Origin of the sequence: Bacteroides sp. OM08-11 (assembly GCF_003438665.1) — a bacterium.
Classification (GTDB): domain Bacteria; phylum Bacteroidota; class Bacteroidia; order Bacteroidales; family Bacteroidaceae; genus Bacteroides; species Bacteroides cutis.
Genome location: NZ_QSTJ01000009.1, coordinates 42,696 through 56,229, shown reverse-complemented (window position 1 = coordinate 56,229; position 13,534 = coordinate 42,696). Strand labels below are relative to the sequence as shown.

11 protein-coding genes and 2 pseudogenes are annotated in these 13,534 nt (G+C 41.3%); 7 read left to right on the top strand and 6 right to left on the bottom strand.

Features of this window, described 5'->3' with window-relative positions; all coding sequences use genetic code 11:
* Positions 1-14 precede the first annotated feature (14 nt).
* Positions 15-1,472 (top strand): AbgT family transporter, encoded by a 1,458-nt coding sequence (locus DXC10_RS14560; RefSeq protein ID WP_101542700.1) that lies wholly within the window; start codon positions 15-17, stop codon positions 1,470-1,472.
* 12 nt (positions 1,473-1,484) lie between these two features.
* Here the strand turns inward: DXC10_RS14560 and DXC10_RS14555 are convergent, their stop codons facing one another.
* The 6 genes and pseudogenes from DXC10_RS14555 to DXC10_RS14530 all read right to left on the bottom strand — a co-directional run bounded on the left by DXC10_RS14555 (position 1,485) and on the right by DXC10_RS14530 (position 7,088).
* Positions 1,485-2,279, bottom strand: coding sequence for an N-acetylmuramoyl-L-alanine amidase-like domain-containing protein (locus DXC10_RS14555; protein ID WP_370448241.1), 795 nt, complete (start codon positions 2,277-2,279; stop codon positions 1,485-1,487).
* 1 nt (position 2,280) lies between these two features.
* A pseudogene (locus tag DXC10_RS14550) lies at positions 2,281-2,708 on the bottom strand (glycoside hydrolase family 2); the annotation flags it as partial.
* Complete coding sequence (locus tag DXC10_RS14545) at positions 2,678-3,562, bottom strand: alpha/beta hydrolase (RefSeq protein WP_101542702.1); 885 nt, start codon at positions 3,560-3,562, stop codon at positions 2,678-2,680. The pseudogene DXC10_RS14550 and the gene DXC10_RS14545, both read right to left, overlap by 31 nt.
* A 178-nt stretch (positions 3,563-3,740) precedes the next feature.
* Positions 3,741-5,634: pseudogene (locus tag DXC10_RS14540) on the bottom strand (OPT family oligopeptide transporter); the annotation flags it as partial.
* A gap of 124 nt (positions 5,635-5,758) precedes the next feature.
* Entirely contained in the window at positions 5,759-6,154 is a 396-nt protein-coding gene (locus tag DXC10_RS14535; RefSeq protein ID WP_101542986.1) for a DUF1573 domain-containing protein, read from the bottom strand.
* A 229-nt stretch (positions 6,155-6,383) separates the two neighbouring features.
* Positions 6,384-7,088, bottom strand: coding sequence for a precorrin-2 C(20)-methyltransferase (locus tag DXC10_RS14530; RefSeq protein ID WP_101542704.1), 705 nt, complete (start codon positions 7,086-7,088; stop codon positions 6,384-6,386).
* Between the two features lie 143 nt (positions 7,089-7,231).
* Here DXC10_RS14530 and DXC10_RS14525 point away from each other — a divergent pair, with 143 nt between their 5' ends.
* The 6 genes from DXC10_RS14525 (at position 7,232) to DXC10_RS14500 (ending at position 13,481) form a co-directional block, all read left to right on the top strand.
* A complete protein-coding gene (locus DXC10_RS14525) occupies positions 7,232-8,089 on the top strand; it encodes a helix-turn-helix domain-containing protein (protein WP_101542705.1) in 858 nt (285 codons plus the stop codon).
* A 67-nt stretch (positions 8,090-8,156) separates the two neighbouring features.
* Positions 8,157-8,747: a DUF417 family protein gene (locus tag DXC10_RS14520; RefSeq protein WP_101542706.1), complete on the top strand. Its 591-nt coding sequence runs from the start codon at positions 8,157-8,159 to the stop codon at positions 8,745-8,747.
* Between the two features lie 4 nt (positions 8,748-8,751).
* Complete coding sequence (locus DXC10_RS14515; protein WP_101542707.1) at positions 8,752-10,107, top strand: FAD-dependent oxidoreductase; 1,356 nt, start codon at positions 8,752-8,754, stop codon at positions 10,105-10,107.
* Positions 10,108-10,218: 111 nt separating this feature from the next.
* A complete protein-coding gene (locus DXC10_RS14510) occupies positions 10,219-11,382 on the top strand; it encodes an ABC transporter substrate-binding protein (RefSeq protein ID WP_101542708.1) in 1,164 nt (387 codons plus the stop codon).
* Positions 11,382-12,446, top strand: coding sequence for an iron ABC transporter permease (locus DXC10_RS14505; RefSeq protein ID WP_101542709.1), 1,065 nt, complete (start codon positions 11,382-11,384; stop codon positions 12,444-12,446). Before DXC10_RS14510 ends, DXC10_RS14505 begins: the two co-directional genes overlap by 1 nt.
* A gap of 21 nt (positions 12,447-12,467) precedes the next feature.
* Positions 12,468-13,481 (top strand): ABC transporter ATP-binding protein, encoded by a 1,014-nt coding sequence (locus tag DXC10_RS14500; protein ID WP_101542987.1) that lies wholly within the window; start codon positions 12,468-12,470, stop codon positions 13,479-13,481.
* The last annotated feature ends 53 nt before the right edge of the window (positions 13,482-13,534 follow it).

The following is a 13,534-nucleotide window of genomic DNA, read 5'->3' as shown; positions in this document are numbered from 1 at the left end:
CTAAACGGAAGCCGATGAAAAGTAAATGGCACATGCCACATCCCGCGACGATGTTCCTGCTATTGACGCTTGTAGTCATTTTCATATCATGGATATTCGATATCTATGGTTTGAGTGTGTCTCTGCCGCAGACAGGTGAAGAAATACGCGTACAAAGTTTATTAAGCCCTGAAGGTATTCGTTGGTTACTACGGCATGTTGTGACAAATTTCACAGGGTTTGCTCCTTTGGGCTTGGTCATCGTGGCAATGTTCGGCATAGGGGTGGCACAACATTCGGGTTTTATTGATGCGTGTATCCGTAAAAGTGTACGGAAACAACGACAAAATCCGTGGCGTATTGTAACCTGTGTAATTATCTTAGGATTATTGTCCAATGTAGTAGGAGATGCAGGATATATTATTTTGATTCCTATTGCTGCAACTTTGTTCCTGTCGGTGGGATTGCATCCTATTGGAGGTATCATTACGGCATATGTGTCTGTATCTTGCGGTTATAGCGCCAATATTCTATTGAGTACACTCGACCCTCTAATTGCTACTACCACTCAAGAGGCTGCCGACCAGACAAATGTATCGTTGGGTAAAATAGGTCCTTTGAGTAATTATTATTTTCTTTTTGTATCTACTTTCTTACTAATATTCCTTATTTATTACATAACTCGTAAAAATCTGTTGCCTGCTTTAGGGGATTATATGGAGAATGTCAATTTCTTAGGTTACAAGCAGCTTTCGCGTAAAGAGAGGAGGGCGATACTGGGTGCCTTTGTTGTAGGTTTACTTTATGTAATGCTTATATTATGGGCTACTTTTTCATCATGGGGTATTTTACGGGGAGTGAATGGAGGGCTTATTCATTCCCCGTTTATTGTAGGAATCTTGTTTTTACTTTCTTTCGGCATCGGACTAATGGGAATGGTATATGGATTTGCTTCTGGACGTTATCGTACTGATGGTGATGTGATAGAGGGATTGACCCAACCGATGAAGCTATTGGGCGTTTATTTTGTCATCGCTTTTTTTGCTGCACAAATGTTCGCTTGTTTTGAGTATTCTCATTTAGATAAATGTATTGCCATTTTAGGAGCGGATTTACTTTCTTCCCTCCGTTTAGGAAGTTTGTGGATACTGATATTATTTATCTTGTTTACGGCTCTTATTAATCTGATAATGGTATCTGCTACTTCAAAATGGGCATTTATGTCATTTATATTTGTTCCGGTACTGGCCGGTATGGGGATTTCTCCGGATGTAACGCAATGTGCCTATCGCATAGGAGATAGTGCAACTAATGCCATTACGCCTTTTATGTTCTATATGCCATTGGTACTGACTTATATGCAGCAATATGACAAACAGTCTACTTACGGCTCTTTATTGAAGTATACATGGAGATATTCTTTGGCTATTCTTTTAGCCTGGACTGCTCTGTTTATCCTTTGGTATATAACCGGATTACCTTTAGGATTGTAGTATTATTATCAATTATTTATTTTTCAATCTTAAGATTCTGATGCCGGTAAACTTCTTGTTATTTTTCAAGATTTGCGTTAATGGATCATTGGAAATAACTACTTTCTTTTTACTGGAAGAAGCGTGGAGTAGTTTTAATATTCCTTTTTCATAATAGGCAAATCCCAAATGAGCGACGTCAAGTCCCGGAATATCAGTAGTGATAGCTATTACATCACCGTTTTTTATCCAAGAAAAGCCATTGTCAAGAAGTTTATTTTTAGGGAGATAGTGGAAAATTTGTCCGGAAAGCGACTGTTCAATCTTTTTCATCTTAGCCACATTTTCCGGTGAATGGACAAGTTGCTTATAAGCAACAGGATGAGAAGACATAAACGAAAGGGATAATGTGACTGTATCGAGACTGTTGGTAGCGGCTATATCTTCAAGAAAACCGTATTTTACTCCATTATTTACCCAATCTGCAACATAGTGAAGGCGAGAAGGATACCCATTAATCTTACCGTCACGATAACGGATATTCTGTAAGTTACGAGCAAAAGTGACATTATTCGGCTGGCAACAATCGCTGGACGAAGAAAGCGCCATGGCAAGTACATATTCTACGAAGGTAGTACAATCCACCTCTTTCAGATTGATGACAAGTTGTTCCTGGTCGTTTATCTCAAGCGTATGTGCCACGTAGGGAGTATTGATGAACTTCAATGCATATTTTAGCGTCACATTATCCGCCTCTTGCGCAGGGACGGACAATGTGATTGCTAAAAAGCAGAATATGCTAAACAGGTCTTTAGCCATTATTTTCAGTTTAATATTTAAGAATTAACTTCCTGAAATCGGTTTTCTTATCAAATGGAACAATCGTAAACCATATTCAATGGCATTCTCTCTATCCGGACGAATTAAGCAAGGCTCGTGTACGATAGCTCCCCAGCTATTATCTCCACCCATGCCCATCATACGGAAATCGATGAAGAGCAAACCATCTTTGTATTTATGGGTTAGAGTACACCAATAAATATCCGTGCGATGATTGTTTTCCTGTGGACCTACATAAGGTTCATACATATCCTTTATATCTGTGGTATACTCGTCAATGAATTGGGAAGTGCGGCGGTCACGATAGTTTTCTTTAGGTCCGCGCCCGTAATACGTCAAAGTTGTAAGTGCACCGGACAGTTGCATACGTAGGCCTGCGCGAGGTATCATAGGCGCTTGGGCATTTTCAGCGACAAATTCAATCCATCACGCAACCACTTTTCCAGTTCTCCAGTCCATTGGCGTTTATACATAAAATTATCACGAAATCCCCAACCATGCCCCCCGATAGGATAGACATGCAGACTAGCAGGTACTTTTTGTTCGCGCAAAGCTAGGAAATAGCCTATACCATTTATAGGTGGTACGGAACCGTCATCAGCAGAAAGCATGATGAATGCTTGTGGAGAACGGGCGGATACTTGGCGTTCGAGACTGTACTTTTGCTCAAGTTCGGCAGAAGGATTTAAACCAATCAGGTTCTGGCGGGAACCGGCGTGCGTAACCCCTTTCAACATGGAAATGACAGGATAGAACAAAATCTGAAAATCCGGCCGAGTTTCATCACTACTATACAATGTAGCAAGTGAAGCTGCCAGATGTCCTCCGGCAGACGCTCCCATGATACCCACACAATGAGGATTGATTTTCCATTCTTTGGCTTTTGCACGCACCACGCGAATTGCTTGTTCTGCATCAGATAGAGGAACTTCGTAATGTCCATTCGGCATACGGTATTTCAAAACGATGTATGTGATACCTTGCGCAGTGAACCAAGAAGACATATCATGACCTTCGTGGTTCATGGCAAGACGGGCATATCCGCCACCGGGGCACATGATAATAGCCATACCGTTCGGTTTTTCTGGATGATATACGGTAATGGAAGGATTGACAACGTTGGCTACGCGTCCGCCTTCCATATTTTCCTCTGGGTCGGTCAGGCCATTTGTATTAGGTGCTCCGTTGGGCCATAGTAGTAACTCAACGGTTTTTTGAGCAGATAACATAGTTGATATAAATAAAAAAGATATAATTAAAATCTTCTTCATGATGTCCTTATTTATTTTGTTTTCATTGTAACTTTAATAAAGAAGAATATCAATATGGCATATGCACCGAGAGCAAGTAGTTCGGAAGCTGAACTTCCCATCCATACATTAATTTGTTGGGCATAGCGAATTAGCCATATTGGGACATTGTAATTGTTCAACACCATTTCCATCGGGTCAGTAAGATTGATACCACCGAAACGCATGGCGGCACTTACTACTCCCATCAGGGCTCCACCGGCAATAAATCCGGAAGCGAGTAATGTTCCCTTTTCACCACGAGCGGTGTTGACAGCGGTATCTTTGCTACGAGAAGTAACGTACCAGTTTACAGCACCACCAACAACCAATGGTACATTCAATTCTAATGGGATGAACATACCCAATGCAAATGCCAATGCCGGAATTTTAAAGACGGTCAGTATGATAGCGAGCACGGCGCCAATACCATATAGTAGCCAAGGCGCACCTACACCATTCATCAATGGTTCAATGACGGCAGCCATCGCATTGGCTTGCGGAGCAGCCAGTTGTCCACTAGTAAAACCATATGTTTTATTCAGGATAATCATAACTCCACCTACCGTAGCTGCAGAAACAATGGTTCCGAGAAATTTCCATGTTTCTTGTTTGGCAGGCGTACTTCCCAGCCAGTAACCAATTTTCAAGTCAGTAATGAATCCACCCGCCATAGACAGTGCCGTACAAACCACACCCCCCATAACCAATGCTGCAACCATACCCTCGGGCCCTTTCAGCCCGACAGCTACCATTACTACCGATGCCAAAATTAAGGTCATCAGTGTCATTCCCGAAACCGGATTTGTACCTACGATGGCGATAGCATTGGCTGCTACTGTTGTAAACAGGAAAGCAATACCGGCAACCAGCAAGATAGCTACTACGGTATGCAGGATATTACCTTGCATCACGTCAAAATAGAAGAACATCATCACCAGCAACAAGGTAATGATAGAACCAATAGCGATAATCTTCATAGAAATATCGCGTTGTGTACGTTTTACGCTTGCTTCAACATTATTCGACTTTCCACCCATTTCTTTGGCAGCCAGTCCTACAGCACTCTTGATGATACTCCATGATTTGATGATACCGATGATACCCGCCATTGCGATACCGCCGATACCGATACTCTTGGCATAGTATTTAAATATATCTTCGGGAGCCATCGCACCGACGGTGGTGGCTATTTCCGGATTCCATTGGTTCAACACACTGTCTCCCCAAATCATAGACATACTGGGGATGATTATCCACCATACGGCCAAAGAACCGGCACAGATGATAGAAGCGTATTTTAGTCCGACGATATAGCCCAAACCAAGTACAGCGGCACCTGTATTCACTTTGAATACTAATTTGGCTTTCTCTGCCAGCATTTCGCCAAATTCGCAAACACGGGTGGTAAAGTTCTCGTTCCACCAACCGAAGGTAGCCACAATAAAGTCATACAAACCACCTATGATACCTGCCATCAGCAACGGTTTAGCCTGACTTCCACCTTTCTCTCCCGATACAAGTACCTGTGTGGTAGCCGTAGCTTCAGGGAAAGGATATTTACCGTGCATGTCGCTGACAAAATATTTGCGGAAAGGAATAAGGAAGAGAATACCCAGTATACCTCCCAGCAGAGAGCTGATAAATACTTGTGTAAAAGTGACAGTGATTTCTTTGGGATAACTTTCCTGAAGAATATACAAGGCGGGCAGTGTGAAAATAGCTCCTGCAACAATTACACCAGAGCTTGCCCCGATAGACTGGATAATAACATTTTCGCCTAAAGCACCTTTACGTTTGGCTGCACCAGATACACCGACAGCGATAATTGCGATGGGGATGGCAGCTTCGAATACTTGTCCTACTTTCAATCCCAGATAAGCGGCGGCAGCCGAAAAAAGGATAGCCATCGCAATACCCCATGATACAGACCATAAGTTTACTTCGGGATACTTTTTGTTGGAGTCCATCAAAGGATTATAGACTTCACCCGGCTTCAATTCACGGAATGCATTTTCCGGCAAGCCGGTAAATTTCTCTTCTTCTTGTTTCATAGTTTCCTATAAGTTTATTATTTGTTATGTGTCTATTATATAATGATTTCTTTAATAGACTTCAAAGAAAGCAAAAAAAAAGGAGAATTAAAAAATTCTCCTTTTTTCTGTATAATAAAAACGCTTATTTACCACCTTTGGGAGTCATATTACCTTCCACAAAAATTCTCATCATTTCCGTCTTGGCATTGGTACGCAGGGTAATGGACTTCTTGAAGTGACCGGGATACTTACCTGTACCGTTGTATGTGATCTTTATAGTCCCTGTCTTTCCGGGCAATACCGGTTCTTGCGTATATTCGGGTACAGTACATCCACAGGACGCTACAGCCTGATGAATGACCAACGGCGCATCACCGACATTAGTAAACTTGAACGTGTAACTTACTATCGGCTTTTCTTCAGGGAAAGTCCCAAAGTCGTGCGTGGTTTTTTCAAACTTGATGTCTGCCTGTCCTTGCGCATGGGCATAACCGATACTCATAACCAACAGCATCATATAAAAAGCGAGTTTCTTCATGTTCATATCTTTTTTAGTTTACGATGGGACAAAGGTAAGTCTTTTTGGGGAAATACACTCTTAACAATGTGCGAAATTGTATTAAATCGGAGATATACCCGTGTGTGATACCTACCGTATCAACACATGATACAGGAACTACCAACAGCTGGTACCGTCACTACCCAAACGAGATATTCTATTGGTACATACAACATGTTAATACATAGTAGGTATGCATTCCATTTTATTATCCGTTCTGTTGGATGATAAGTAATGAAAAATAAGGAAAGTGAAGATTTCCAATCAGTTTGATATCATTGGAATACTTTTCTTCCGGTGTTCCCACATTTTCAAAATAATGATAGCCGTATTCGGGATGAATGCGAATACACCGATGGACTTCATCAGTACATTGTGATAACTTCATAATGACGATTACGCTCTTTTCATGAATAAGTTTTTCTATCTCTTCCGTTGTAGTGATACCTGGAATTATAGTTACACGCTCTTCCTGGCTGGCAATGTGCAGTCCGCCTCGTGCACCGGAAGCAATAAAGGCGGGGATACCGGCCACCTGTTCCACAGGAATGCCGATAGTTTGCAGTTTCTCGAAAATATAGTGTACTGATGAGTAGAAACCGGCGTCTCCCTCGGCCACGATTGCTACTTTTTTCCCTTCTTTACATAATAAGATCGTTTCCTCATAAACCCAGTCATAGGCAGCTAATGCTTTTTCACGTTGTTTACTCATGGGAAGAGGAAAGCGATGGATGCAGTCGATGGGAATATCCAGTCGGCGCATGATATCGGCAGCTCGTGAGAGTGTCCGTCCATCCCGGATCCGAGTCTCGGGGCAGAAAATACAATCGGCGTTTTGCAAGGCTTTCAATCCTTTCAGGGTGATTAATTCCGGTTCACCCGGGCCAAGGGATACGAATATGACAGGATGCATTGATTTTATAGATTTAAATTAATCTTATGATTTAAAATGAAAAACTTAAAAGTTTGGAGATTTAGATGCAAAAGTCGGGAAATAATCGGTATTAAGCAAGATATTGTTTATCTTTGTTTTCACGTACCAAACCATCTATATTAATGGATTATCAACTCAATACCCGCTTGAATGGCAATATCGTCCTGACTCATCGATTCCATGAACGTAAACCTTTGCAACATGATAAAACCTTATATAAGTTTATTTGGGTACAGAGTGGTTCATTAATGGTAGAAGTTGACCATATTCCTATGTATCTGATGAAAGATGAAATCGTGACATTGACCCCGTTGCATCATTTGGAAGTGAAACAGATAGAGGGTGAATATCTGACTTTTTTATTCAATAGTAACTTTTATTGTATCTTCGGACATGACAATGAAGTGTCGTGTAACGGTTTCCTCTTCTATGGTTCTTCCAATGTGATGAGACTGAAGCTGTCTAGAGAAGAAACGTCTAATTTGTATGATATTGTGCGTATCTTCTGCCAAGAATCTGCTATACATGATAATCTGCAAGAGGAAATGTTACGTATAGTTCTGAAACGTTTTATCATAACTTGTACGCGTATTGCCCGGCAAAAGTTTCAGGTAGGAAAAGAAAAAGGGAAAGCATTCGATATTATTCGTCAGTATTATGTGTTAGTAGATCAGAATTTTAAAGAGAAAAAACAGGTACAGGACTATGCCGATATTCTTTGCCGTTCGCCCAAGACATTATCCAATTTGTTCTCTACTTGTAACCGGCCTTCACCTTTACGGGTTATTCATGAACGGATAGAAGCAGAGGCAAAGCGACTTTTGCTTTATACGAAAAAAAGTATCAAGGAAATCAGTATCATTCTAGGTTTTGAAGATATTGCTGCATTCAGCCGTTTTTTCAAGAAAATGACGGGAGAAAGTGTCTCGGAATACAGAAGAAGAGTACAACGGGAAGAATTGCCAACCGTTACGGAATAATTGCCATTTCGCGGATGGGCGAAAACAGGGATATTTGCAGAAATATTTAATTTAAAAACAACTGAATATGAAAACTAAATTGCAAAACCTGTTTGTGGCTGTCCTGACGTTTGCTGCTTCTACCCAAAAATTAGGTATTAATTTAATTCGTGTGTCAATCTTGGTCATCTTTGTATGGATAGGCAGCCTGAAATTTTGGAATTATGAAGCCGAAGGTATTGTACCTTTCGTTGCCAATAGTCCTTTTATGAGTTTCTTCTATTCAAAGAGTGTACCTGAATATAAAGAGTATAAGTTGAAGGAAGGTGAGTTCAATGAAACAAAACACCAATGGCATGTCGAGAATAATACCTATGTCTTTTCTTATGGTTTGGGTATCCTCATTATAACAATCGGTATTCTTACGTTCCTGGGTCTTTTTTTCCCGAAAATCGGATTGACAGGAGCAATATTAACCATTATAATGACTGTTGGAACGTTATCTTTCCTTGTCACCACTCCCGAAGTATGGGTACCCGATTTGGGAAGTGGGGAACATGGTTTTCCATTGCTGACAGGAGCAGGACGTCTGGTCATTAAAGATACAGCTATTCTTGCAGGTGCGGTTGTTATACTGTCAGATAGTGCAAAAAGTGTATTAAATCAATTAAAGAAATAAGGTTATGAAAAAGTATGATGCTATTATTATTGGATTTGGTAAAGGAGGTAAGACACTGGCTACCGAACTGGCAAAGCGGGATCGTTCAGTTGCCATGATAGAACGTTCGGATAAAATGTATGGAGGTACCTGTATCAATATTGGTTGTATCCCTACAAAGGCTTTGGTACACTCTGCAAAGTTAGCAGATAAGCATGCTTCTTGGGAGGAAAAGCAGACATATTACAACCGGGCTATCGCACAGAAAGAAGAAGTAACTTCTTTTCTGCGTCAGAAAAATTATCATAATCTGGCGGATCATCCACATATAACGGTATATACCGGCATCGGCTCTTTTGCAGGACCTGACGTGGTAGAGGTATGTATGGCCGATGAAACCATACAGTTGCAGGCTCCACAAATCTTTATCAATACGGGTGCCGAAACTATTATTCCGCCCATTGAAGGAATAATAGATAACAAGAACGTTTATACGAGTACTTCTATTATGGAACTGACCGAATTACCTGCTCGTCTTGTCATTGTAGGTGGTGGTTATATTGGTCTGGAGTTTGCATCTATGTATGCATCTTTCGGTTCACAGGTAACGGTATTGGAAGGGGCTTCTGAATTAATTTCAAGAGAAGACCGTGACATTGCCACCAGCGTTCAGGGTGTACTGGAGCAGAAAGGAATAGAATTCTGTCTGAACGCCCGCGTACAATCCGTGGAAGGCTCTACCGTAGTTTATCGGAATGCGGTGACAGGTGATGAATATCGGTTGGAAGCTGACGCGATTTTGATGGCAACGGGACGGCGTCCCAACACAGCCGGATTGAATTTGGAAGTAGCCGGAGTTGAATTGGATGAACGGGGTGCCATCATTGTCAACGAACATTTGCAAACTAGTAATCCCAATATCCGTGCTATAGGTGATGTGAAAGGGGGCTTACAGTTTACTTATATTTCTTTGGATGATTATCGTATCTTGCGTGAAGACTTGTTTGGAGCAGGAGAACGTAACTTATCCGATCGTGATCCGATAAGTTACTCGGTATTTATTGACCCTCCACTTTCACGAATCGGAATGAGTGAAACAGAGGCGAATAGAAAGGGACTGAATATAAAGATAAATAAACTACCTGTTGCTGCTATTCCACGTGCAAGGACTTTAGGTGATACTAATGGGCTATTTAAGGTCGTGATAGATGCCAATACGGATAAGATATTGGGTTGTACACTATTTGGTCCCGATTCAAGTGAGGTCATCAACCTGATAGCAATGGCAATGAAGACGGGACAGAAATACACTTTCCTGCGTGACTTTATATTTACCCATCCTAGTATGAGCGAAGCATTAAATGACTTGATGAGTTTTTAATCACAAATAGGTAATTGGGCACAATATCCAGTAATTAATTGAGGGAGAACTTGCGTATCTCCCCAAAATTGACGAATATTGTGCTCAAATTTTTATGAAACTCAGATACCCATGACCCGAATATCCATGATTGCCGTAGCTTTTATTTGCATGTTATGTATGACATCCTGTAGCTCAAAATCAAAACAAACATCTTCAGACTCGGTTACTGCTACTTCATATTCGATTTCCGATTCTATTTCTGCCATCGCCCCCGTATACGCTAAGGGTTTTACTGTGAAATATCTCCCGAAAAACATCAAATTGGTGGATATTCATGATCCGCAGAAAGAAAATAGTAATACGTTTCATTACGCTTTGGTGCCGAGGGGAATAAAATCTGCCGGTGTTCCCGAAGATTATACGGTTATTGAAACTCCGGTACAACATGTCATTTGTATGACTTCTTTACAATTGTCTAACTTTATCCGTTTGGATGCTTGTGAACATGTGGTGGGAATTACCAGTACCCGTCATCTTTTTAATAAGGAGATGAACGAACGCTTGAAATCGGGAAAGACAGCTAAAATAGGTATTGAGGGAAATTTTGATAATGAGGTGATCATGAGTGTAAATCCTGATGTCATTTTTATTTCTCCTTTCAAAAGAGGAGGATATGATGCGATGAGGGAGATAGGTATTCCTTTAGTTCCACATTTGGGATACAAAGAAATGACTCCGTTGGGACAGGCTGAGTGGATAAAATTTGTGGGTATGTTCATCGGGCAGGAAGCGGAAGCTAATGCTAAATTTGCTATTATTGAAAAACGATATAACGAATTGAGACAACTGGCTGCCAATGTGAAGAAACGTCCAGTGGTGTTCAGTGGTGAAATACGTGGTGGCAATTGGTATGCAGTGGGTGGAAAGAGTTTTCTTGCGGAACTGTTCCGTGATGCGGGTGCCGATTATTTTCTAAAAGACGATCCTCGTTCGGGTGGTGTCACTTTGGATTTTGAAACGGTATACAGTCAGGCGGAGGGTGCCCAGTTCTGGCGTATTGTCAATAGCTATGATGGTACTTTCACATATGATGTTCTAAAGTCTCTCGATCCTCGCTATGCCGATTTCCGTGCATTCCGTGAGAAAGGAATTGTTTATTGTAACATGCGTGAGAAACCCTTTTATGAAAGTATGCCTATGCAACCAGAAGTGGTACTGGAAGATTTAATTCATGCTTTCCATCCTGATTTATTACCTGATTATAAACCTACTTATTACGAGCGCCTGAAATAATGAAAAGACCTGCTTTTTTGCTGATGTTGATATTGCTGGTGTCCATCTTTCTGTTCTTTTTACTGAATTTGTTGTTGGGTTCCGTACATATTCCATTAAGTAAAGTTTGGGAATTACTGTGGGGAAAAGGTACGACTTATAATCCCGATGTGATGAGTAATCAGGAAGTTATCTGGAGTAATATTATTTGGAAGTCTCGTGTACCACAAGCATTGACGGCATTGGTAGCGGGGGCGGGACTTTCAGTCAGCGGCTTGCAAATGCAGACGGTATTTCGTAATCCATTAGCAGGACCGTCGGTACTCGGTATCAGTTCCGGAGCCAGCTTGGGAGTGGCATGTGTAGTGTTACTTTCTGGTGCGATGGGTGGGGTTGCTTTGAGCCGTTTGGGATATATGGGAGATGTTGCCCTTTCCATAGCAGCCATTATCGGTGCGTTGGCTGTGATGGCGCTTATCGTTTATGTATCTCAGAAGGTAAAAGGAAATGTGACGTTGCTCATTATCGGAGTAATGATAGGATATGTGGCAAGTGCGGTTATTGGGGTTCTAAAATATTTCAGTGTGGAAGAAGATATCCGTGCATATGTCATCTGGGGATTGGGTAGCTTTGCACGGGTGTCGGGCGACCAAATGATTTTGTTTATATGTATCATGGCGGTATTGTTACCTTTGTCCTTCTTGCTGATAAAAACCATGAATTTGTTGTTATTGGGTGATGGCTATGCCCGTAATCTGGGATTAAACATTAAGCGGGCACGTTTGCTCGTGATATCTTGTTCGGGTATATTGGTAGCTATCGTAACTGCCTATTGCGGACCAATTATGTTTATCGGTCTTGCAGTACCCCATCTGTGTCGTGCCATCTTTCATACGTCCGACCATCGGATATTGATGCCTGCTACTTTGCTAGTAGGTGCTGCCTTGGCTTTAGTTTGCAATCTTATAGCCCGTATGCCTGGTTTGGAGGGGGCTTTACCCGTTAATTCTGTGACAGCTTTGGTTGGTGCTCCCGTAGTGGCATCTGTTCTGTTCAGAAAACGCAAAAATGAATTGAATGAGTAATTTGTAATTCAGAAGTTGATTTTGAATAAAAAGACAATACATATTGAAAATCTTTCTATCGGTTATTCGGGAAAAGGGGATGTAAAAGTAGTGGCTAGTGGTATCTTTGCTGATATCAATAGTGGAGAACTGACCTGTTTGTTGGGTGCCAATGGAGTGGGGAAATCTACTTTACTTCGTACCTTGTCCGCTTTTCAACCTAAACTGGATGGTGAAATACATATTCAGGGAAAGGAAATTGGTGATTATACGGATAAACAACTTTCACGTGTCATTAGTGTTGTGTTGACGGAGAAATGTGATATCCGTAATATGACTGTTAACGAATTGATTGGACTGGGGCGTAGTCCTTATACCGGTTTCTGGGGTACTCTTTCCAGTGAGGATAAGGAGATAGTAGAACGTTCTGTCGCTTTGGTAGGTATTTCGCACTTGATGTACCGTATGGTTCACACTCTGAGTGATGGTGAACGTCAGAAAGTAATGATAGCCAAGGCGCTTGCTCAGGAAACGCCTGTCATTTATCTGGATGAGCCCACCGCTTTCCTTGATTTTCCTAGTAAAGTGGAGGTTATGCAACTACTGCACCATCTTAGCCGACAGACAAATAAAACCATTTTCCTTTCCACCCATGATTTGGAACTCGCTTTACAGATAGCCGATAAAATATGGCTGATGGACAAGGTGAACGGAGTCACCATCGGTACTCCTGAAGATCTTTCATTAAGTGGTAGCCTGAGTAGTTTTTTTGCTCGTAAAGGTATTGTCTTTGATTTGGAAACAGGATTGTTCAGAGTAGATAATGAATACACTTCGCAGATACGTTTAGTAGGGCATGGACAAAAATATGCCATGGTACGAAAAGCATTGCAACGTAACGGAATACTGGCAAACCGCCATATAGAATCGGAAGCATATATTGAAACTGGGGATTTGAAAGGAGACAGTTCTTTTATTATACATTTACCGGAAACAGGATCTGTGAAAGTGAAAAGTATTGAGGAGTTATTGAAAGCTGTTTTGATAAGGGAATAAGGTATGGATAGGCATATTTCCCGTATTCTTAGGGTAAGAAAAGAAAAATCTTA

Excerpts from the sequence above, each read along its gene's own strand:
- DXC10_RS14545 (WP_101542702.1), bottom strand. The coding sequence starts at position 3,562 with ATGAAGAAGATTTTAATTATATCTTTTTTATTTATATCAACTATGTTA.
- DXC10_RS14510 (WP_101542708.1), top strand. The coding sequence starts at position 10,219 with ATGACCCGAATATCCATGATTGCCGTAGCTTTTATTTGCATGTTATGT.
- DXC10_RS14560 (WP_101542700.1), top strand. The coding sequence starts at position 15 with ATGAAAAGTAAATGGCACATGCCACATCCCGCGACGATGTTCCTGCTA.
- DXC10_RS14515 (WP_101542707.1), top strand. The coding sequence starts at position 8,752 with ATGAAAAAGTATGATGCTATTATTATTGGATTTGGTAAAGGAGGTAAG.
- DXC10_RS14535 (WP_101542986.1), bottom strand. The coding sequence starts at position 6,154 with ATGAAGAAACTCGCTTTTTATATGATGCTGTTGGTTATGAGTATCGGT.
- DXC10_RS14505 (WP_101542709.1), top strand. The coding sequence starts at position 11,382 with ATGAAAAGACCTGCTTTTTTGCTGATGTTGATATTGCTGGTGTCCATC.
- DXC10_RS14525 (WP_101542705.1), top strand. The coding sequence starts at position 7,232 with ATGGATTATCAACTCAATACCCGCTTGAATGGCAATATCGTCCTGACT.
- DXC10_RS14530 (WP_101542704.1), bottom strand. The coding sequence starts at position 7,088 with ATGCATCCTGTCATATTCGTATCCCTTGGCCCGGGTGAACCGGAATTA.
- DXC10_RS14520 (WP_101542706.1), top strand. The coding sequence starts at position 8,157 with ATGAAAACTAAATTGCAAAACCTGTTTGTGGCTGTCCTGACGTTTGCT.